General features: G+C 66.4%; 20 protein-coding genes and 1 pseudogene. 9 read left to right on the top strand and 12 right to left on the bottom strand.

All coding sequences use genetic code 11. The features are described 5' to 3' along the window. Positions 1-8: 8 nt before the first annotated feature. From AC1RP5_RS00275 to AC1RP5_RS00290, 4 genes are all read right to left on the bottom strand, one after another. Complete coding sequence (locus AC1RP5_RS00275; protein WP_493108555.1) at positions 9-1,844, bottom strand: carbamoyltransferase family protein; 1,836 nt, start codon at positions 1,842-1,844, stop codon at positions 9-11. Between the two features lie 18 nt (positions 1,845-1,862). Then, a complete protein-coding gene (locus AC1RP5_RS00280; protein ID WP_296345028.1) occupies positions 1,863-2,015 on the bottom strand; it encodes a DUF5989 family protein in 153 nt (50 codons plus the stop codon). A 19-nt stretch (positions 2,016-2,034) separates the two neighbouring features. After that, on the bottom strand, positions 2,035-2,478 hold the full coding sequence (locus tag AC1RP5_RS00285) for an SxtJ family membrane protein (protein ID WP_493108556.1): 444 nt from the start codon (positions 2,476-2,478) through the stop codon (positions 2,035-2,037). 83 nt (positions 2,479-2,561) lie between these two features. Continuing rightward, positions 2,562-3,242 carry a TetR/AcrR family transcriptional regulator gene (locus AC1RP5_RS00290; protein WP_493108557.1) on the bottom strand — a complete coding sequence of 227 codons (681 nt, stop codon included), beginning with the start codon at positions 3,240-3,242 and terminating at the stop codon, positions 2,562-2,564. A 116-nt stretch (positions 3,243-3,358) separates the two neighbouring features. On the opposite strand from AC1RP5_RS00290, the gene AC1RP5_RS00295 reads away from it, so the two are divergent. The 6 genes from AC1RP5_RS00295 (at position 3,359) to AC1RP5_RS00320 (ending at position 10,958) form a co-directional block, all read left to right on the top strand. Next, complete coding sequence (locus AC1RP5_RS00295; RefSeq protein WP_493108558.1) at positions 3,359-4,024, top strand: HAD-IA family hydrolase; 666 nt, start codon at positions 3,359-3,361, stop codon at positions 4,022-4,024. A 4-nt stretch (positions 4,025-4,028) separates the two neighbouring features. Beyond that, positions 4,029-4,580 (top strand): regulatory protein RecX, encoded by a 552-nt coding sequence (locus AC1RP5_RS00300; protein ID WP_493108559.1) that lies wholly within the window; start codon positions 4,029-4,031, stop codon positions 4,578-4,580. A gap of 33 nt (positions 4,581-4,613) precedes the next feature. Continuing rightward, positions 4,614-4,964: an arsenate reductase (glutaredoxin) gene (gene arsC / locus AC1RP5_RS00305; RefSeq protein ID WP_493108560.1), complete on the top strand. Its 351-nt coding sequence runs from the start codon at positions 4,614-4,616 to the stop codon at positions 4,962-4,964. Between the two features lie 4 nt (positions 4,965-4,968). Continuing rightward, positions 4,969-6,636 carry an adenylate/guanylate cyclase domain-containing protein gene (locus tag AC1RP5_RS00310; RefSeq protein WP_493108561.1) on the top strand — a complete coding sequence of 556 codons (1,668 nt, stop codon included), beginning with the start codon at positions 4,969-4,971 and terminating at the stop codon, positions 6,634-6,636. 60 nt (positions 6,637-6,696) lie between these two features. Beyond that, positions 6,697-7,182 (top strand): tetratricopeptide repeat protein, encoded by a 486-nt coding sequence (locus AC1RP5_RS00315; RefSeq protein ID WP_493108562.1) that lies wholly within the window; start codon positions 6,697-6,699, stop codon positions 7,180-7,182. 254 nt (positions 7,183-7,436) lie between these two features. Further along, complete coding sequence (locus AC1RP5_RS00320) at positions 7,437-10,958, top strand: indolepyruvate ferredoxin oxidoreductase family protein (protein ID WP_493108564.1); 3,522 nt, start codon at positions 7,437-7,439, stop codon at positions 10,956-10,958. 57 nt (positions 10,959-11,015) lie between these two features. Here AC1RP5_RS00320 and AC1RP5_RS00325 read toward each other — a convergent pair whose 3' ends face one another. The 5 genes from AC1RP5_RS00325 to AC1RP5_RS00345 all read right to left on the bottom strand — a co-directional run bounded on the left by AC1RP5_RS00325 (position 11,016) and on the right by AC1RP5_RS00345 (position 15,167). Beyond that, on the bottom strand, positions 11,016-11,369 hold the full coding sequence (locus tag AC1RP5_RS00325; RefSeq protein ID WP_493108565.1) for a hypothetical protein: 354 nt from the start codon (positions 11,367-11,369) through the stop codon (positions 11,016-11,018). A 310-nt stretch (positions 11,370-11,679) separates the two neighbouring features. After that, entirely contained in the window at positions 11,680-12,015 is a 336-nt protein-coding gene (locus tag AC1RP5_RS00330; RefSeq protein WP_493108566.1) for a hypothetical protein, read from the bottom strand. A 183-nt stretch (positions 12,016-12,198) separates the two neighbouring features. Beyond that, positions 12,199-12,483 carry a hypothetical protein gene (locus AC1RP5_RS00335; RefSeq protein ID WP_493108567.1) on the bottom strand — a complete coding sequence of 95 codons (285 nt, stop codon included), beginning with the start codon at positions 12,481-12,483 and terminating at the stop codon, positions 12,199-12,201. A 354-nt stretch (positions 12,484-12,837) separates the two neighbouring features. Continuing rightward, positions 12,838-14,301: a hypothetical protein gene (locus AC1RP5_RS00340; RefSeq protein ID WP_493108568.1), complete on the bottom strand. Its 1,464-nt coding sequence runs from the start codon at positions 14,299-14,301 to the stop codon at positions 12,838-12,840. Positions 14,302-14,372: 71 nt separating this feature from the next. Next, positions 14,373-15,167 carry a hypothetical protein gene (locus tag AC1RP5_RS00345; RefSeq protein WP_493108569.1) on the bottom strand — a complete coding sequence of 265 codons (795 nt, stop codon included), beginning with the start codon at positions 15,165-15,167 and terminating at the stop codon, positions 14,373-14,375. Positions 15,168-15,377: 210 nt separating this feature from the next. On the opposite strand from AC1RP5_RS00345, the pseudogene AC1RP5_RS00350 reads away from it, so the two are divergent. After that, a pseudogene (locus tag AC1RP5_RS00350) lies at positions 15,378-15,509 on the top strand (transposase); the annotation flags it as partial. Between the two features lie 352 nt (positions 15,510-15,861). On the opposite strand, the gene AC1RP5_RS00355 reads toward AC1RP5_RS00350, so the two are convergent. Further along, a complete protein-coding gene (locus tag AC1RP5_RS00355) occupies positions 15,862-16,458 on the bottom strand; it encodes a YqgE/AlgH family protein (RefSeq protein WP_493108570.1) in 597 nt (198 codons plus the stop codon). A 152-nt stretch (positions 16,459-16,610) separates the two neighbouring features. On the opposite strand from AC1RP5_RS00355, the gene AC1RP5_RS00360 reads away from it, so the two are divergent. Together AC1RP5_RS00360 and AC1RP5_RS00365 are read left to right on the top strand one after the other, a co-directional pair. Continuing rightward, on the top strand, positions 16,611-17,093 hold the full coding sequence (locus tag AC1RP5_RS00360) for a peroxiredoxin (protein ID WP_493108571.1): 483 nt from the start codon (positions 16,611-16,613) through the stop codon (positions 17,091-17,093). Between the two features lie 68 nt (positions 17,094-17,161). Continuing rightward, a complete protein-coding gene (locus tag AC1RP5_RS00365) occupies positions 17,162-18,031 on the top strand; it encodes a shikimate dehydrogenase family protein (protein ID WP_493108572.1) in 870 nt (289 codons plus the stop codon). A 172-nt stretch (positions 18,032-18,203) separates the two neighbouring features. On the opposite strand, the gene AC1RP5_RS00370 is transcribed toward AC1RP5_RS00365, so the two are convergent. Then, on the bottom strand, positions 18,204-18,965 hold the full coding sequence (locus tag AC1RP5_RS00370; protein ID WP_493108573.1) for an SDR family NAD(P)-dependent oxidoreductase: 762 nt from the start codon (positions 18,963-18,965) through the stop codon (positions 18,204-18,206). A gap of 40 nt (positions 18,966-19,005) precedes the next feature. Continuing rightward, positions 19,006-20,223: an SGNH/GDSL hydrolase family protein gene (locus tag AC1RP5_RS00375; protein ID WP_493108574.1), complete on the bottom strand. Its 1,218-nt coding sequence runs from the start codon at positions 20,221-20,223 to the stop codon at positions 19,006-19,008. Between the last annotated feature and the right edge of the window lie 25 nt (positions 20,224-20,248).

Below are 20,248 nucleotides of genomic sequence, written 5' to 3' on the forward strand. Positions count from 1 at the left end.
CCACCTGACTAGTCGAGCTCGAAGGCGTTCTTGTAGTCGAGCTTGAGCGACGGGTCCTGGTCTTCCTTGCGGAGCAGGCAGTTGCCGACGACCAGCACTTCGATCTCGCTGCCCATGAAGCAGCGCCACGCATCCTCGGGCGTGCAGACGATCGGCTCGCCGCGCACGTTGAACGAGGTGTTCACCACCACCGAGCTGCCGGTCTTTGCCTTGAACGACGAGATCAGGTCGTAGAACGGCTTGTTGGTCTCTTCGTGGACCGTCTGGATGCGGCCCGAATAGTCGACGTGGGTGACCGCCGGAATGTCGGAGCGCGGCACGTTCAGCTTGTCGATACCGAACAGCGCGTCTTCCTCGGCGGTCATCTTGCGGCGGCGTTCCTCGACGACCGGCGCGACCATCAGCATGTAAGGGCTGTCGGTGTGGAACTCGAAATACTTGTCGACGTCCTCGCGCAGCACCGCCGGCGCGAAGGGGCGGAACGACTCGCGGTACTTCACCTTGAGGTTCAGCGTCTTCTGCATCGACGGCGAGCGGGCATCGCCCAGGATCGAGCGGGCGCCCAGCGAACGCGGACCGAATTCCATGCGGCCCTGCATCCAGCCGACCGCCTTGTCGTCGGCCAGCGCCTGCGCGGTCTGGTCGATCATCTCGTCGCGGGAGAGGCGCGAGAACTTGGCGCCGACGGCGGTGAGGCGCTCGGCAATCTCGTCGTCGTTGAAGTCCGGGCCGAGATAGGAGCCGGCCATGCCGTCCATGTGGCCGTTCAGCTTGCGCGGCTGGCCGAGGAAGCCGTGATAGGCGGCATAGGCCGCACCGACCGCGCCGCCGGCATCGCCGGCCGCCGGCTGCACCCAGATGCCGTCGAAGATGTTCTCGCGCAACAGCTTGCCGTTGGCGACGCAGTTCAGCGCGACGCCGCCCGCGAGGCAGATGTTCTTGACGCCGGTTTCCTTCTTCACCGACTTGCCCAGCCGAATCACGATCTCCTCGGTGACGGCCTGGATCGACGCCGCGAGGTCCATGTGATGCTGCGTCAGCATCTCCTCGGGGTTGCGCCGCTTGCCGCCGAACAGATCGCCGAACTTGTCGTTCGTCATCCGCAGGCCGGTGCAATAGTCGAAGTAGCTCTGGTCGAGGCGGAAGGTGCCGTCTTCCTTGAGGTCGACGATCTTGTCGAGGATCAGGCTCTTGAACTTGGGCTCGCCGTAGGGCGCCAGGCCCATGACCTTGTACTCGCCCGAGTTGACCTTGAAGCCGGTGTAATAGGTAAACGCCGAATAGAGCAGGCCGATCGAGTGCGGGAAGTGGATCTCGCGCAGCATCTCGAGCTTGTTGCCGCTGCCCATGGCCAGCGACGTCGTGGCCCATTCGCCGACGCCGTCCATGCAGAGCACGGCGGCCTCTTCATAAGGCGACGGGAAGAACGCGGACGCGGCATGGCTCTGGTGGTGCTCGCCGAACAGCAGGCGCTTCTGCCAGTCGAAGTCGGGCTGCCACTTCTTCATCTCGTCGCGCAGCAGCGTCTTCTGGAACAGCTTTTCCTTCAGCCACAGCGGCATGGCCATGCGGAAGGAATTGAAGCCGCGCGGCGCGTAGGCGAGGTAGGTCTCGAGCAGGCGCTCGAACTTCAGGAACGGCTTGTCGTAGAAGGCGACATAGTCGACGTCCTGAAGCTTGATGCCGGCGCGGTCCAGGCAGAACTGGACCGCGTTCTGCGGGAAGCCCGCATCGTGCTTCTTGCGGGTGAAGCGCTCTTCCTGCGCGGCGCTGACGAGATGGCCGTCCTCGATGAGCGCGGCCGCGCTGTCATGATAGAAGGCCGAGACGCCGAGCACCCGCATGGAAGTGTCCTTAGCCGCTTAGAACAGCGTGTAGATGAAGGGCGCGATCGCCGAACCCTTGGTGAGCACGATGAGGCCACCGAAGATCACCATCATGATCAGGATCGGCAGCAGCCAGAACTTCTTGCGCTCGCGCATGAAGGCCCAGAGTTCGACGATAATGGATCCCATTGCTCGGTCCCTTTTTGGATCAGAACTGGTTGCGCATGGATTGCGGGGGCGGGCCCGGCGGGCTGCGATCGATCCAGTAGCTCTTGGCGTTGCGATCGAGCTTAAGCCGCAGGAAATCCTTGCCGGCCGCGCGCATGATCAGGCCGATCGGCATGATGGTGACGAAGAACAGCAGGCCGAGGACCAGCGGGTTCATCACCTTGTAGAGGAGCAGTCCGAACTTCAGCCACAGCCGGTTCAGCGGGCCGAGCGCCTTCGGATAGACGAGCGCCACGACGAGGAACGCCGCCGCGACCGGAAGCATCCACTTCCAGGCGGCGCCCTGTTCCATCCCGTGGTGCCACAGGTTGATTACCGTCAGGATTCCGAAGAACCCCGCGAAAACGAACCCGAAGCTGCGATCGGAGCCCGCCTTGACGTGCTCCTCGCGCGAGAAATCTTCATGAAGCTGGCTGGTCGCCATTTACCGAGCGTTCGTCAATTGAATGGGGCTCTTAACTCTCTGATCCCATACGCCAAGTCAATCGGCGACCAGCAGTAAGGTGGCTATTCCGCCGCGACCGAGGCGAAGCGGTGCGCCAGGAGCGCGGTGAGGGTCATCCGCCAGACGGCGGCGGCCCGCTCGAAGCTCAGATTGTCCCGGCGGCGCAGGACGACCCAGGCATCCAGGGAGAGGGCGGCGCCAATGGCGTCGGCCAGCTCTTCACGGGCCTGCTCGCCCAGATTCGCGAATTCCGGGGCAAAAGTCTCGAAAGTCGAGGCCCGCAGCTCCTGCTTGAAGGCCTGGCCGCGCTCGATCAGGGCCGGATGGCCGACGAACTGGCCGGCGGCGACCCGCAGCGGGACGATCTTGTCGAACACTTCGGTCAGGCTCTGGACCACCGAGGCGACCCGGTCGGCCAGCGGACGGGTGTTGGCGGTCGGCGGCGGGACGACGATGTCCTGACGGATGGCGTCGGTGACAGTTACGAAAAGTGACTCAACGTCGCCGAAATGCTGGAAGACCGAGCGGACCGAGACATCGGCCCGGCGGGCGACCGCCACGACGGTCGGGGCAGTGCTGGTCTCGGCGATCATGGCCTTGGCGGCCTCGATGATCTTGCGACGGGTCTCCGCGGCCCGGCGGTTACGCCCATCGGGACGAGCCGTACCGTTACCGTTCGCGTCCGTCGCTGCCGCCACTACCGCCACTGCGTTGCCGCGCGGCATCACCGCTGCTTCGCTCATGTGTAAATTCCTAATCAGGTGTTCAGGCCGATGGTCAACGCACGACCGCTCGCCTATGGAGGGCGTGAGATAAGGGCCGACTGAGGCAGCAACAAGGTAAAGACCGTCGCACCACCATGAATACGAGCCATGCAAAAACCCCGCTCGCGGTACTCTGGGACTTCGGCGGCGTGATCCTCTCCAGCCCCTTCGCAGCCTTCAATCGCTACGAGGCCGAGGCCGGTCTTCCCAAAGATTTCCTGCGCGGCCTGAATGCGCGCAATCCTGACACCAATGCCTGGGCGAAAATGGAACGAAGCGAAGTTTCCCTGCAGGGCTTCGTCGACCTGTTCGAGGCAGAAGCCCGCCTCCAGGGACAACGAGTCGAGGGCTGGAAGATATTGCAGGCACTAAGCGGCGACATTCAGCCGCAGATGGTCGAAGCGCTGCGGCGCTGCAAGGCGGCCTTCCGTGTGGCCTGCATCACCAACAACATGAAGGCGGGCGAAGGGCCCGGCATGGCGCGCAGCCCCGAGAAGGCCAAGGCCGTGGCCGAAATCATGTCTCTTTTTGAGCATGTCATAGAATCGAGCAAAATCGGCCTGCGCAAACCCGATCCGCGCATCTACCAGCATGCCTGCGACCTGCTGGGCGTGCCGCCCGACCGCTGCATCTATCTCGACGATCTCGGCATCAACCTGAAGCCGGCGCGTGCGATGGGCATGCGCACCATCAAGGTCGGCGATCCCGACGTCGCGATCGACGAACTTCAGGCGATGGTGGGTATCCCGCTCAGAGGCTGATGCCGTGAAGCGCACCGCCTCTCCGATCACGGCGAAGTATCTGCAGAACGCCGCCGTGTTCTATCTCGAGCGGTACGCCAGTTCGGCCGAAGGCCTGCGCCGCGTGCTGCGGCGGCGGGTCTCGAAAGCGAAGATGCTCGACGCGCCGGTCATGGAGAATGTCGAGGAGGCGATCGAAGCGGTCGTCCGGAAATTCATCGCGGCCGGCCTGCTCGACGACACCGCGTTCGCGCAGACCAAGGCACGGTCGCTGCACCGTCGCGGCATGTCGGGCCGCCTGACGCGCCAGCGCCTGCAGGTGGCGGGCGTCGGTCGCGAGGATGTCGACAAGGCGATGGCCGGCCTCGACGAGGAACTGGGCACCGATCCCGCCAAGCGCGAGATCCAGGCCGCCCTCGCCTTCGCCCGCCGGCGCCGGCTCGGCCCCTTCCGCATGAAGGACCGCGACGAGAACAAGGCGCGCGACCTTGCCTCGATGGCACGCGCGGGCTTTGCCTACGAGCTCGCCCGCAAGGTCGTCGAGGCGGCGGACCCTGATGCGCTGGACGAAGGCTGAACGGCTCGCCATGGTTCGATCAACGAGGAACCCATGACCGTCACGATCTGGCACAATCCGCGCTGCACCAAGTCGCGGCAGATTCTCGAGCTGCTGAAGAGCAAAGGCGTCGAGCCCACGATCCGCGAGTATCTTAAAGAGCCGCCCAGCAAGGCGGAGGTCGAGAAGCTGATCGCGCTGGTCGGCGGCGATCCGCGCGAGCTGATCCGCGACGGCGAGGACGAGTTCAAGGCGCTCAAGATCAAGAAGGCGGATCTCACCAAGGCCGACATCGTGAGCGCGATCGCAGCGCATCCGATCCTGCTGCAGCGTCCGATTGTCGTGAAGGGCAGCCACGCCGCCATCGGCCGGCCGCCCGAAGCGGTCCTTCCCGTCCTGAAATGACGTCATGATCGGACGGCTTCGCCTCTGGTCGGGCTACGTCCTTTTCTTCTACGTCGTCACCCATCTCCTCAATCACGCGCTCGGCCTGATCTCGCTGCGCGTCCTGGAAGCGGGCCGCAACTGGTTCGCCTTCCTCTGGATGAATCCCGTCGGGCAGACCGTGCTCTACGGCGCGCTGTTCGGGCATTTCTTCCTGGCGCTGTGGTCGCTGTACCGGCGCCGCGCGCTGAAACTGTCGCGCTGGGAATGGACGCAATGGATCCTCGGCGCGTCGATCATTCCACTCGGCACCGTCCACGTCGTCGGCACGCGACTGGCGGAAACGCTCTACGACGTCGACTCGGGCTATCCCTGGGTGCTGGGCTCGCTCGTCGCCGGAAGCTGGACGAGCATGCTGCGGCAGTTCTCTCTGCCGCTCGTCGTCTGGATGCATGGCTGCATCGGCCTGCATTTCGCGCTGCGCCTGAAACCCTGGTATCGCGACTGGCTGCCGCTGCTCTATGGCCTCGCGCTGTTGATCCCCGCCGCCAGCCTCGCGGGCACCGCGGTGGCGCTGCGCGATGTCGCCGAGCTGGCACAGCGCCCCGGCTTCCTCGAAGCGCTGTTCGAACGCGCGCGCATTCCCGCGCCCGACCAGATCGCCAACCTCTATTCGATCGCGGCCGGCCTGGAATATGCAGCGCTTGCCCTGCTGCTCGCCGCGATCGCCGCGCGGCCCTTGCGCGATCTGTGGGAGCGGCGCGCTGGCGTCGTGCGCCTCGACTACGGCGAGCGTCGCAGCGTGTCGCAGCCCGCCGGCCACACCATCCTCGAGATGAGTCGCATCGCCGGCATTCCGCACGCGTCGGTGTGCGGCGGACGCGGCCGATGCTCGACCTGCCGCGTGCGCATCACCGGCGACGAGCGCCACAAGCTGCCGCCGGCCTCGCCCGAGGAGGCGAAGGTACTGGCGAGGGTGGGCGCCCCGGCGAACGTGCGCCTCGCCTGCCAGCTGCGCCCGCCGCCCGGCCATTATCGCGTGACGCCGCTGCTGCCAGCCGCCGCCGGTCCGGTCGAGGCCTACCGCCGGCAACCGCAAGCGCACGGCGGCGAGCGCTACATCGCCGTGCTGTTCGCCGACATCCGCGGCTTCACGACGATCTCGGAGGGCAAGCTGCCCTACGACGTCGTGTTCCTGCTCAACCGCTACTTCCGCGCCACCGGCCAGGCGGTCGAGGCCGCGGGCGGGCGGCTCGACAAGTTCATCGGCGACGGCGTGATGGCGATCTTCGGCCTCAACCAGGAGCCGCAGGTCGCCTGCCGCCAGGCGCTCGATGCGGCGCGGCGCATGGCGCTGGCGCTCGACGATCTCAACGAAGCGATGTCGGGCGATCTCGACTTGCCGCTGCGCATCGGCATCGGCATCCATGCTGGGCCCGCCATCGTCGGCGAGATGGGCTATGCACGCGCCGCCCAAATCACCGCGATCGGCGACACGGTGAATACCGCGAGCCGACTCGAATCGCTCACCAAGGAATTCACCGTCGAGCTGGTCGTGTCGCAGGAGCTGCTGGATCGTGCGGGCGTCGATCTCGGCGAGGCGCCCAAGCACGAGGTCGAGATCCGCGGCCGGCAGGGACGGCTCGCCGTGCGCGCCGTCGCGAGGGCAGCCGATCTCACGGCAATGTCATAAGATTTTCGTTGTCCGGCGGCCGGGCCGGGCGAGAATCGCACCACCTTCAGGAGGTATCCCATGCGCGCCCTTTTCCTTGCTGCCGCGATGACCGTGACGGCCCTCGGCCTGTCCCTGCCCGTTCACGCTGCCGGTGGCGGCTCGATGGAATCGACGCCGGCCAAGCCGGTCGACGCCAACTTCACGCGCGCCAAGGCGATGATCGAGGCCCGCGACTACAAGGGCGCCCTGCCGCTCTTGCAGCAGGTCGTGGCCAAGGACCCGAAGAACGCCGACGCCTACAACCTGATGGGCTTCGCCACCCGCAAGTCGGGCGATCCCAACGCCTCGCTGCAGTACTACCAGCAGGCGCTCTCGATCGACGCCCGCCACATCGGCGCGCACGAGTATCTCGGCGAGGCCTATCTGATGCTGGGCCGCCTGCCCGAGGCCGAGCAGCAGCTCGCCCGCCTCGACTCGCTCTGCACCTTCGGTTGCGCCGAATACCGCCAGCTCAAGGCCGCTGTCGCCGACTACAAGGCCGGCAAGCGGCCCGCCACGAACTAGAATTCAGTCCCTTCCCCATTCAAATGGGGAAGTGCCCCGTCTTACGGGGCGACGGGGTCATGGGCCGAGCGAAGCTTATGACCCCTCCGGCGGCGTAAGACGCCGCCACCTCCCCATTTGAATGGGGAGGACAGCTCCCGAAGCGAAATTCACCACGCCCAAACGCCTCGACAGGCTTTTGCGCCGGCGGCTTCGCCCGCTATGCTGGCGGCAATAAACGCCCGTTCACGCCGCCGCATCGGAGGGCTCCCGCGATGAGCACCGTCACCCCAGTTCCGCTCGTTTTCGGCGACTACGCCCTCGAGGACCGCTACCGGCTCGGCAAGGGCCGGGTCTACATGACCGGCATCCAGGCGCTGGTGCGCCTGCCGATGATGCAACGCCAGCGCGACCTCGCGGCCGGGCTCAACACCGGCGGCTTCATCTCCGGCTATCGCGGCTCGCCGCTCGGCATGTACGACAACGCGCTGTGGGGCGCGAAGCGGTACCTGAAAGAGAACAACATCCACTTCCAGCCCGGCCTCAACGAGGACCTCGCGGCGACAGCGGTGTGGGGCAGCCAGCAGACCAACCTGTTCCCCGGCGCCAAGGTCGATGGCGTCTTCTCGATCTGGTACGGCAAGGGCCCGGGCGTCGATCGCTCGATGGACGTGCTGAAGCACGGCAATGCCGCCGGCACCTCGCCGCATGGCGGCGTGATCGCGCTCGCCGGCGACGACCATGGCTGCCAGTCCTCGACCCTGCCGCACCAGAGCGAGCAGGTCTTTGCCGCGGCGATGATCCCGGTCGTCAATCCCGCGACCGTCCAGGAATATCTCGACTTCGGCATCCTGGGCTTCGCGCTGTCGCGCTACTCGGGCTGCTGGGTCGGCTTCAAGGCGATCTCCGAGACTGTCGAGAGCGGTGCCTCGGTGTGGGTCGATCCCGAGCGCATCCAGATCGTGATGCCGACCGACTTCCAGTTGCCGCCGGGCGGCCTCGGCATCCGCAATCCCGATCCGCCGCTCGAAGCCGAGCGCCGCCTGCACGGGCCGAAGATGGCGGCCGTGAACGCGTTCGTGCGCGCCAACGGCTTCGATCGCACGGTGATCGAGCCGACCGAGACCGGCACCAAGGCCCGCATCGGCATCATGACGACCGGCAAGGCCTATCTCGATACGCGCCAGGCGCTGGAAGATCTCGGCATCGACGACGCGCGCGCGCGGGCGCTCGGCATCCGTCTCTACAAGGTGGGCGTCACCTGGCCGCTCGAAGCCGAAGGCGCGCGCCGCTTCGCCGAAGGCCTGCAGGAAGTGATCGTCGTCGAGGAGAAGCGCTCGAACCTCGAGGACCAACTCCTGCGCATCCTCTATCACCTGCCGGCCGACCGCCGCCCGACGGTGATCGGCAAGGCCGACGAGACCGGCCGCATCATCCTGCCGAGCGAAGGCGAGCTGACGCCAACCGGCGTCGCGATGGTGATCGCCGGCCGCCTGATGAAGCACGAGGGCGATTCGCCCGAGTTGCGCCAGCGCCTCGCGCGCCTCGAAGCCAAGGAGAAGCTGCTGGCCGCGCCGCCGCCGAAGGTCGCGCGCACGCCATTCTTCTGCTCGGGTTGCCCGCACAACACCTCGACCAAGGTGCCGGAAGGCAGCCGCGCCATGGCCGGCATCGGCTGCCACGGCATGGCGATCTGGATGCCCGAGCGCCGCACCTCGCTGATCAGCCACATGGGCGGCGAGGGCGTGGGCTGGATCGGCCAGGCGCCGTTCCATTCCGACAACCACATCTTCCAGAACCTGGGCGACGGCACCTACTACCACTCCGGCCTGATGGCGATCCGTCAGTCGGCCGCCGCCGGCGTCAACATCACCTACAAGATCCTGTTCAACGACGCGGTCGCCATGACCGGCGGCCAGCCGCATGACGGGCCGCTGACGGTTCCCGAGATCACGCGGCAGGTCGAGGCCGAGGGCGCCAAGAAGGTCGTCGTCGTCACCGACGAGCCGGACAAGTACCCGATGAACGCCGGCTTCGCGCATGGCGTCACGATTCGCCATCGCGACGAACTCGACGCCGTGCAGCGCGAGCTGCGCGAGATCCCCGGCCTCACCGTGCTGGTCTACGACCAGACCTGCGCCGCCGAGAAGCGCCGCCGCCGCAAGCGCGGCACGTTCCCCGATCCCGACCGCCGCGTGTTCATCAACGACGCAGTCTGCGAGGGCTGTGGCGATTGCTCGGAGAAGAGCAACTGCGTGTCGGTGAAGCCGCTCGAAACCGAACTCGGCCGCAAGCGCCAGATCGACCAGAGCAATTGCAACAAGGATTTCTCCTGCGTGAACGGCTTCTGCCCGAGCTTCGTGTCGGTCCGCGGCGGCGTTCCCGCCAAGGCCCGCCGCCCGAAGCTCGAGGTGGTGAAGGAAGATCCCTTCGCGTCACTGCCGATGCCGACGCTGCGCCCGCTCAACGAGGCCTACGGCATCCTGGTGACCGGCATCGGCGGCACCGGCGTGATCACCGTCGGCGCGCTGATCGGCATGGCCGCGCACCTCGAAGGCAAAGGCTGCACCCTCCTCGACTTCACCGGCCTTGCCCAGAAGAACGGCGCGGTGATGAGCCATGTGCGGCTCGCGCCGAAGCCTGAGGACCTCCACGCCGTGCGCATCGCCGCCGGCGGCGCCAACCTGGTGCTGGGTTGCGACATGGTCGTGGCCGCCTCGCCCGCCGCGCTGTCGCGCATCGAGCAGGGCGTGACCAAGGCCGTCATCAACGGCTACGTCCAGCCGGTCGCCGCCTTCGTCATGAACGGCGACATGGATCTCGGTGCCGAAGCAATGATGAAGGCGATCCGCGACGCCGCCGGCGACGAGGCCACCTCGTTCATCGACGGCACCGGCCTCGCCACCGCGATCCTGGGCGATTCGATCGCCACCAACCTCTTCATGCTGGGCCACGCCTGGCAGAAGGGCCTGGTGCCGCTGTCGTTCGAGGCGCTGATGCGCGCCATCGAGCTGAACGGCGTCGCCGTCGAGAGCAGCAAGCGGACCTTCAACTGGGGCCGCCTCGCCGCGCACAACCTCGCCGCCGTGCAGGCTGCCGCCAAGCCCGCGCTGCGCATCGAGAAGCCAGTGGCGCGCACGCTGGCCGAGATCGTGTCGAAGCGGGTCGAGCTGCTGACTGCCTATCAGGACAAGGCCTATGCCGAGCGCTATCGCGCGCTGGTCGACAAGGTCGCCAAGGTCGAGAAGGACAAGGCGCCGGGCCGCCGCGGCCTCGCCGAGGCGGTCGCCAAGTCGCTCTACAAGCTGATGGCCTACAAGGATGAGTACGAAGTCGCCCGCCTCTACAGCGACGGCGAGTTCCACAAGAAGCTGCGCCAGCAGTTCGACGGCGACTACAAGATCAGCTTCCATCTCGCGCCGCCGCTGTTCTCCGATCGCGACCCGGTGACCGGTGAGCTGAAGAAGAGCGAGTTCGGCGCGTGGATGATGCCGGCCTTCCGCATCCTCGCCTCGCTGAAGCGGCTGCGTGGCGGCACGTTCGACATCTTCGGCTACAGCGAGGAGCGCCGCATGGAGCGCCGTCTCATCGGTGAGTACGAAGCGACGCTCGACACGCTGCTGGCGACCCTCAGCCAGGACAACCACGCGATGGCGGTACAGATCGCCGGTGTGCCGGAAACGATGCGCGGCTTCGGCCACGTGAAGGAAAAGAACGTGAAGGCCGCGAAGGAGCGGGAAGCCTCGCTGCTCGCCGCCTACAAGAGCCCTGCGACCCAGTCGATCGCCGCCGAGTAACGTTCCGGTGGGAATGCCGGCCGCATTCGTAGAACCCGGTGTCGAGCTGTCGCGCAATCAGGTGGCAGGACGAAGCAGAAAGAGAAACCTCGCCGCCGCTTCGCGCACCTTGATCCAACCGGGATGGTCGATCACCTCCTGCCACGGCAGTTCGGGACCACCGATCTTGTCGAAGTCCCGCATGCGATCGACGAATTCCTTGCCGGCTGCCTTCTGAGCCTCGTCGAGTGAGAGGTCGGGATCGGCGTACTCGTCGATGATCGCGTCGCTGAAGACGTTATTGTAAATCTCTTCAGGCCACGAGACGTAGCGGCTTTTCCCCGACCAAGCATCTCGCAGAAAGTCCGGATCGGCAATCGCGTCGAGGATTTCGCACGCATTTTTCAGCCAGATCTCTTTGATAAATGGCATCTCTCATCTCCAGGAGAAGCAAACATCGTGGGGAATATGAGCGTCGGCCTCGTGTCCTGGCCTCGGCCCACCGATCCTTTGACCGGCTCTGTTCACGGTTGCGCCCCAGTTCTGATCGCTGCAGGTTGCAGCGGCGGCTGCTTTGCCGATGGAGACTTCGGGGATTACGGCGAGGACCGCTGCTTTGACGGCGTCTCCTGACGAGCTTGGGCCTGGTGCCATTGCACGCTCGCCGCAGTCCTTGAGCGCCATCGCGCTTCGCTTACGGATACGCAAACCGGCGAGGCGAGCGTCGTCCCCAGCCATTCCCTTACTCAAACCAGCAGATATCGTTGATGTTGGGGTCGCCTTTTGTGGGGTCCCACTCTTGGTCGATTCGCGCGACAACGGCGTCAGGCGCCTGGTCCGGCCACAGAATGAGCCTGGAATCTCCATAGCGCTCGAATTGTCCGGCGCGGAATCCGCGCTCCATCAGAATGTGGACGACCTTCAGAGAAAGCCGCTTTACCTCGTCGTTGTCGGTAATATCACAGCGACGCCTGACAAAGTTCGCGACCACCACGAGCCCCAACCAATCTTCGGCGCGACCGGCTTCACAATTGGCGATGAAATCCTTCACCTTAGCGTCGAACTCAGTCGTATTCATAACATCCTCTCTACTTATAGTAGAATCTTATTGAGCCCGTGTGCGGCGAGTTTATGTCTATCGTTGGCAAGCCGTCCTTGTTGATACGATAGCCGACATACATATCCCTGCCCGGCAGTCTCAAAATGGATTGCGATGCCGCATGCTGACCAGAAGAGACCGCATGGGGCGTCGCCTGCTTACTCAACTCAGCAAAATCGGCCTCAGCTTTGGCGTTGCCTCCCTGCAATATCGAACGTCCTCTCCGTTGCCTCGTTCACCATTCAGCGTCTTGTCGTCGGGATATTTGCCGTAGTTCTTGAAGACGAACCGACCAAGCTTTCCTTGGACGACAGCCTCGACCTCCTTCTGAATGCCATCGACGATTACCTGGTCAGGTGGCACGCCGGGCACCGGTTCGAGCTTCAGCAGAGGATTGTCCGGATCGAGCTTCTGCAGGTGCTCGCGGTAGGTCGTATAGGTGTCCATCCTCTCACGGGCCGCCTTCTCCTCCACGGCAGCTGCCGGTCCGGCCGTATCGGGCGTGGGCTGTGTGCCCGATGGCTGAGGTGAAGGCGGAAACCAATGCCGCCAATTCTCGATTGCCTGTGGCAGTCCGGGCTGCACCTCCCGCGGCTGCCGATTATGCCCGGGGCCCGGTGTGGGCCGTTGGCTTGGCGCCGCAGGTGGACGGGACGGTGGAGGAACGCGGCCACCACCACCACCACGAGCACCACCACCTCCGGCTTGCGCGAGAATGATGTTCTGCGGATCGAAGGCTTCACCTACCTCCGCGCTGCTGTCTTCGTTGTGAGTAATGCGGGGCTCCGCCCCGTCGAGCGCTTACTTCGCTTCGACCACTTGCAGCGGCGCTTCGTCCAACTGGTCGCCCGAGACCTGTATGACATTCGGATCGGGTTCCTGGCTTGGCAGCATGCCGCCCACGACGTCATCGACGAGGCCGCGAATGTCGGCCATCGTCGGCGGCTTGCCCTCGACCGTCTCGAAGGCGCCGAGCAGCCTGTCGAATTTCTGCCGGGCGGTCCGTGCCTCCGCTCCGTCGGGATCGACGTTGGCAGCTCGCAGTCCCTCGCCGAGGAACAGGCGGCCGAGACGGTGGCGCTCGAAGGCGGGATCGGGTTTGCCCTCAGCAAGAACCTGCTGGAGCTCGGTCAGGCGGTTGTACTCGATGTCGCCGAGCGACAGGCGGTGTTGAGCGAGATCGAGACCGGTGAACTCTTCCGGATTGTTCACGGCCTGGTCGTCGAGCCTGTCGTAGAGGTCGCGGTCCGTGACGACGCGGCCGCCGTTCATCGCCGTCCGGTCGAGCGCCTCCGTTTGCTCCGGGCTCAACCCGTCGCGCAGGTCCGCCGGCATCGCCATCAGCGGCGCCCCGGGATTGGCGCCGAGCCAGTCGAGCGCGCGGGTGGCCGCGCGGCCCCGCGACGCCTGCCATGCGCGATCGGCGCGCGCCTGTTCGATCCGCGCCATCCTCGATATCTGCGCCCGCACCTCCGGCGAGGCGTCCGGCGGCGTCGCGTCGATGGCTCGCGCCTGGTAGTCGTCGGGGGCCGGACGCCGCGCCGGATCGTCCGGCGTGTCGGCCAGGTCGCCCACGATCTCCGTCACGCGACGCTCCTCGCGCGCCCGGTCGATCCGGCGCTCGACCGCCGCCTGCCGGTCCGGCTGGATCACGTCGCGCGCGTGGTCGTAGAGCTTCGCCGCGCGCTCGGGATCCTGGCCGAGCGCGGCCTCGACCGCGCCGGCATAGAGATCGCTGAGGCCGGTGCGCACCGCCGTGTCGGTCCGAACCTCGTCCCAGCCCTTTCGTTCGCCCTGATAGCGCAGCTCGCCCACCGCCGTGCGGCCCAGCGTGCGCAGATGGGCCCGGTCCTGCCAGGACAGCGCCGCGTCACGCCCCAGGTCGGCGAGGCGCTCGGCCACGATGCGGTCGTCCAGCACCGACGTCGCCTGCGCCACGATCCGGCCGAGGTCGCCGCCCGCGCGGTCGAGGCGGCGGTCGATCAGCGGCTCGAGCATCGCCTTCTGGCGCGGGCCGATCGCCTGCGAGAGGTACCGGTCCTTCAACTCGGCCAGCAGCGGGATGGTCCCGGCGATACCGGCAAGTGCTCCCTCGGGGTCGCGGCCCGCGAGGCCCGTCGCCGGGTCGTTCACCAGCCCGCGCACCTCGCCCGCGAACCCGGTGTCGAGCTGGCGCGCGAACATCTCGTCGGCCTGAAGGCCCAGCGGATGATCGTCGCCCAGCTCGTTGCGCGGCCATGACTCCGCGGCCGGGCTTTCCGGCACCGACGACCAATATCTGGCTCGCCGGAATCGCCTCTGCTGCGGCAGTTGCTCGCTAAAAACTCTTCCCGACGTCAGACCTTTGCGAAAGCTGGCTTCTCGACGCCGGTCATCGTGTCGTAAGCCTTGAGGATGGTCTCCTCCGGCGTCCGCGTGACGCCGCTGTCGTGGTAGATCGCCTTCAGCCACATCGCCATCTTCGTATGATAGCCGTTCTCGATGAAGCGTTCCGACATGACCTTGCGCAGCATCTCCTCACCCTTGGCAACATAGACCGCGTCAGCCTTGCCGCCATCGGCGAGATGACGGCAAGCCCATTGCCCGTACATCAGTTCCGCCCGCACGATGGCCGGTGCCGACGAAGGCTTGGTGGTGAGTCCCGCCTCCTGACAGAGCTTCAGGCCGACGTCATAGCGTCGAGCCGCCATGTTGAGCGGCAGCGCGAGTTCGAGCCCTTCCCGCATCAGCAGCTTCGCCCCGTTGGGCAAGAGGCGGTCGAACTGGTCCCACTGTCGCCAGTCGGCTTCGCTCCCGCGGGTGAACTCGGCCACTGCCGGATCACCATCGATCAGCCACTTGCATAAGCCCAGCGTCTGCCACCATTGATAAGCGTCAAAAGATTCATCGGAATCCTTGCCCTCTGGCGGCGCCGTTTGTACTTCCATCCAGGCCACAAGCGCCTGCGCCGTCGGCAGTACCCGATCGCGCAGGCCCAGAAGATGGGCCCGAATCAGATCACTTAATCTAGACGACATATAGCCTGCTCGATTGAACGAGCCGGTCTTTTCAGGCTCGAACTTCGTTACCCGTGGCATATGGAAGTCGAGGTAGAATTTGCGGTCATCCACGGGGTCAAAGTTTCTGGGCATCAGGGCCTCCGCTCTGGATGGACGACGGCGCGCTCGCCACCCACGATTCGTTCAACCACACCGTTGCGCGCGCTTCCAGTACCGACCGTGATGATGGTCACGTTCCTGTTGTCCACATTCTCCATGGCCTTGGCCCCGGCTTCAGGCGATAGACGTCCGCTCTTCACCGCTGCATCGATACTGTCTCTAGTGTGTTCTCGTGCATCCTCGGAGGTCGGGGCGCTTACGGGTGCAGCCCATGGCGAGAAGAGCGAGGCCTGGCTGGCTCAGCGCACTGGCGATCGCGACCGGGACTGCGAGACGCGGGCCGACACGGTCGAGCTGCGCATCTCGAAGCTACGCGGTCATCGCCTCTCCGGTCTTCCTGAGATTCCAGTTCTCATCGGTTGATCTGCCCGTCATCGAGCGCATCAACGCGTGCTTCGGCTTCATGGAAGGGCGTCACGGGCGACTTCGGATACTCGCGTCGACCGCCGAGGACGGGACGCCCGCATTCCCTGTTTGGGGTTGGGGAAAGGAAGGCGGACGTCCCGGGTACGCACGTCGTCCGCGAAGGGAGGCAGGCGGTCGACGTCCTTGCGCTATAGGCCCGTTTGCCTGGGGAAGTTAAGTACAATCCAGACGCGAACACGCACACCTGATGCACCGCAATGCATGCAGGTTTTCTGCACTCGCAGATCAGCTGTTTTGGAAGCTACGCCCGGCCCGATTGGGGAGAGAAGGACGCCAGGTCGAACTTGGCGCCGGGGCCGCCGCGGCCCAGGCGGTCGAGAGCACGCTGCCACTTGGCGGCGAAGTCGGCGTCGAACACCAGTTCGGCATCGCCGTCGACCACGAGCCAGGCATTGTCCTGCATCTCGCGATCGAGCTGGCCCGGCGCCCAGCCGGAATGGCCGAGCGCCAGCCAGGCGTTCTTGGGGCCGCTGCCGCCGGCCATGTCCTTCAGGATCTCGAGCGAGGCGGTGAGCGCCATGCCGCCCTCGATCAGCAGGGTCTCGTCACGTTTATAGTCGGACGAATGCAGTACGAGGCCGCGCGAGGTCTCGACCGGGCCGCCGAACAGGACGGGCCAGTCGGCCGCGGCCTTCGGAACCGTGATCCCGAGCTGCTTGTAGACCTGCCCCAGCGGCAGGTCGTCGACCTTGTTGTTCACGATGATGCCCAGCGCGCCGTCGTCGTCGTGCTTGCAGATGAAAACGACGCTCTTCTGGAAGCGCTCGTCGGGCATCGACGGCGCGGCTACCAGGAAGCGGCCGACCAGAGTGGCGGCGGGAGAGCTAGACCCGGGCATGATCAATCATCTCCTGAATCCATGGGGATTGTCCGGTCTAAACGCAAGGCCTGTGCCGCCGCCTCCTCGCATGGACAAAAACCCCACCCCGGCCTAGGGTCCGCCGGTTCGCAAAGGCCGCGGTTGGGCGGCGCTATATTAAGGAGCTAATAATGGCGAAAGTCGGCGACAAGGTCCCCAGCGCCACGCTGCGCACGATGGGTCCCGAAGGCCCCAAGGCCGTGACCACCGAAGAGCTTTTCGCACCGGGCAAGAAGGTCGTCGCCTTCGCTCTGCCGGGCGCGTTCACCCCGACCTGCTCGGCCAAGCACGTGCCGGGTTTCGTCACGGAATTCGACAAGCTGAAGGCCAAGGGCGTCGACACGATCGCCTGCATCTCGGTCAACGACGCGTTCGTCATGGGCGCCTGGGGCAAGGACCAGAAGGCCGGCGACAAGGTCATGATGCTGGGCGACGGCAACGGCGAGTTCACCCAGGCGATGGGCCTGACGATGGACGGCTCGAAGTTCGGCCTCGGCACGCGCAGCCAGCGCTACGCCATGGTCGTCGAGGACGGCACCATCAAGCAGCTGTTCGTCGAGAAGCCGGGCGCATTCGAGGTCTCCTCGGCCGAGCACGTGCTGAAGAACCTCTAGCGCTGGGCATCCCGCACAGCCAAGATCGACGGCGGAGCGCAAGCTCCGCCGTTTTCTTTTGAGGGCGCATGAATCTGAACGATCCGCAGCTCTTCAACGGCCTGTTCCAGGTCAACGGCGCCACGCGCCTCTACGGCACGATCGGCGATCCCATCCGCCAGCTCCGCATGACCGGCGTGATGCCGCAGGTCTTCGCCGCCACCGGCGCCAACGCCGTGTGGCTGCCGTTCGAAGGCGGCCCCGACCTGCTGCCGCTGATGCTCGATGCGCTCTCCAAGATGCGCAACCTGGGCGGCTTCACCGTCACCATCCCGCACAAGACCGCGATGCTCGAACTGCTGGGCCGCGCCACGCCGCGCGCGCTGGCCGCCGGCAGCGTCAACCTGGTGCGCCGCGATCCCGACGGCGCGCTGTCGGGCGACAATGTCGACGGCGTGGGCTTCGTGCGCGGCCTCGAAGCGCAGGGTCATCGCGTGACGGGCGCCAGCGTCTGGCTGGTCGGTCTCGGCGGCGCCGGCGGCGCCATCGCCGCGGCGCTCTGCGAGGCCGGCGTCGGCCGCCTGCTCGTCACCGAACTGCAGGAAGCGCGGGCCGGCAAGGCAATCGACCGCCTGCTCAACCACTATCCCGACGTGCCGGTCGCCGAGGTCCGCTCGCCCCCCAAGGGCATTCACATCGCGATCAACGCCACGCCGCTCGGCCTGCGCCCCGACGATCCGCAGGCCTTCGATCCGGTGACGCTCGATCCCGACGTCGTGGTGGCGGACGTGATCATGAGCCCGGCCGAAACGCCGCTGCTGAAGCGCGCCCGCACCCACGGGCGGCGCATCCACCATGGCCGGCACATGCTCGACCACCAGGTCCCGCTCTACCTCGACTGGTTCGGGATCGACGCCAAGGGCATCGACATCATCCGCCTGGTGGGCTCGATCGGGTGAGCGACCGCCCGCACCACCTCATCCTGAGGAGGCCACGAAGTGGCCGTCTCGAAGGATGGGCACAAACGTGGTGCGCGCGCCCACCCTTCGAGACGCGCTCCTGCGGAGCGCTCCTCAGGGTGAGGTCGTTGTTTGAAGGCTCGATGTGGATTCTGCGGGCTTCGATTCCGCGCTACAGCGTCACGCCGCCGTTCACGTGGACGGTCTGGCCGGTGATGTAGCTCGCGGCCGGCGAGCACAGGAAGGCGATCAGCGCCGCCACTTCGGCGGGCTTGCCGTAGCGGCCCATCGGGATCGACTGGGTGATCTTCTCCATGCCAGCGCGCGGCACGGCGGCGTGCGCATCGGGATCCTTCTCGATGAAGCCGGGGGCCACGCAGTTCACGGTGGCGCCTGAGCCTGCGATGTCGACGGCGAAAGCCTTGGAGAAAGCCTCGACGCCCGCCTTGGCCGCGGCCGAGGCCGGGAAGGTCATGAGGCCGCGCGCGAAGGCGTGCGCCACGAAGGACGAGACACCGACGAGGCGGCCTGCGGCGCCTGCCTTCACGAGCCACGGCTTGGCGGCCGTCGCCAGTTCGAAGAAGGCGGCCGTCATCGCATTCTGGCTGGCGTCCCAGGCGGCGCGGTCGAGCTCGCCCACCGGCGTGCGATTGGCAAAGCCCGCGTTGCTCACGATCACGTCGAGATGGCCGAACTTCTTCGCGGTCTCCTCGACGAGGCGCGCCGCCGTTCCGGTCTCGGCGAGGTCGCCTTCGAGGATCAGCGTCTGCCCGCCGGCGCCGGTGACGAAGGCCGAGACACGCTCGAGGCCGGCCTTGTTCCGCCGCGCATGCAGGGCGATCGCCGTGTCGGGCGCGGCCAGCGCGCGGGCGGTTGCGGCGCCGATGCCCGAGGAGGCACCGGTGATGAGGATCACGCGGGACGGAGAAGTCATGCCACAGAAGTAGAATCCCGCGCAGCGACCGGCAAGCCTTCTACCGACACGTCTCCCGCACGACGGGCGTGAGCAGATCGGCGAAGCGGCGCGCGCCCGCCGCCGAGAAGTGTCCTTCGTCGACGAAGTCGGCCGGGCCGAACGCACTGGCGGGCAGCGCGACATAGGTGTCGCCCAGCGCCCTCGCCGTGCGCTCGAGCAGCGCGTTGGATCGATCCAGCAACGTCCCCAGGTCGCGGTCGCGCACCCGCGGCAGCCAGCCATAGAGCCCCTCGCCCTTCAGCCGCTCGCGGTTGACGACCTGTCCGACCCAGATGGTCGGCGTGCCGCGCTGCCGGTTGATGGAAGAGATCGAGCGAACGTTGCGCTCGAAGATCGCTTCCTGCGCCGCATCGGGCCCGCTGGCGGGCGGCAGTGCGTAGGGGTCCTTGGCGTAACGCACGGTGTCGATCTCGGCGGAGACGAGGCGCGTCAGCACGGTGAGCAGCGGCGAGAGCGTGACGTTGGAGCCGCCGAGCCGACGCACCTTCAGCGAATCGACCTGGCTCGGCAGGTGGAAGTCGGCATAGCCGGCGTCGAGGCTGGGAATGTGCGCGTTGCGCAGGTCGTTCCAGCCCACGAAGTAGAGGGCGCAGCGCGGCGCCTTGCCGAACTTCTCCGGATAGAAGGCGGTCTGCAGCACGTGCTCGGCCGTCGTGTAGCCCGGCACGCCATGATTGACGACGAGCAACCGGTCGCCGCGCAACGCCGCGTCGAGACGCTCGGGCCAGGTGTCGCCCTCGCCGTTGCCGATATCGTAGGTCGCCGATCCGCCGAACGCCGCCACGACGCCGCTGTCGGCCAGTCGCGCAGGCTCGGGATCGCGTCCGCGCGTGCCTTGCGCGGAGTGGCGGATGGCGAGCCCGGTCGCGCTGGTGAAGGCGAGGCCGGGCACCGGTGCGGCCTGCAGCAGCGGGTGCCATTCGAAGCGCGCGGGCTCCGCGGTGACCGGCGGCAGAAGCGACGGCGCGCCGGACGGCGCCAGCGCCCACGAGCCCAGCCCCCAGGTGAAGTCCACGCAGGCCAGCACCAGCAGCACGCCGGACAGGCGCGGCCAGCGCGCCACGAGGGTCGCGCCCGCGAACAGCGCCGCGAGGTAGAGGAAGTAGTCGGCGCGGGGACCGCCGAGCCTGAGCTCGTCGAGCCGCGCCAGCCAGATCGCGGCGCCGGCGAGGACAGCAAGGCCCAGCAGGCCGGCGGAGCGCAAGAATTTCGACACCTTGCCCAAGTCTAGGCCAGGCCTC

The organism is Reyranella sp. GW821-FHT12G01 (genome assembly GCF_058806575.1).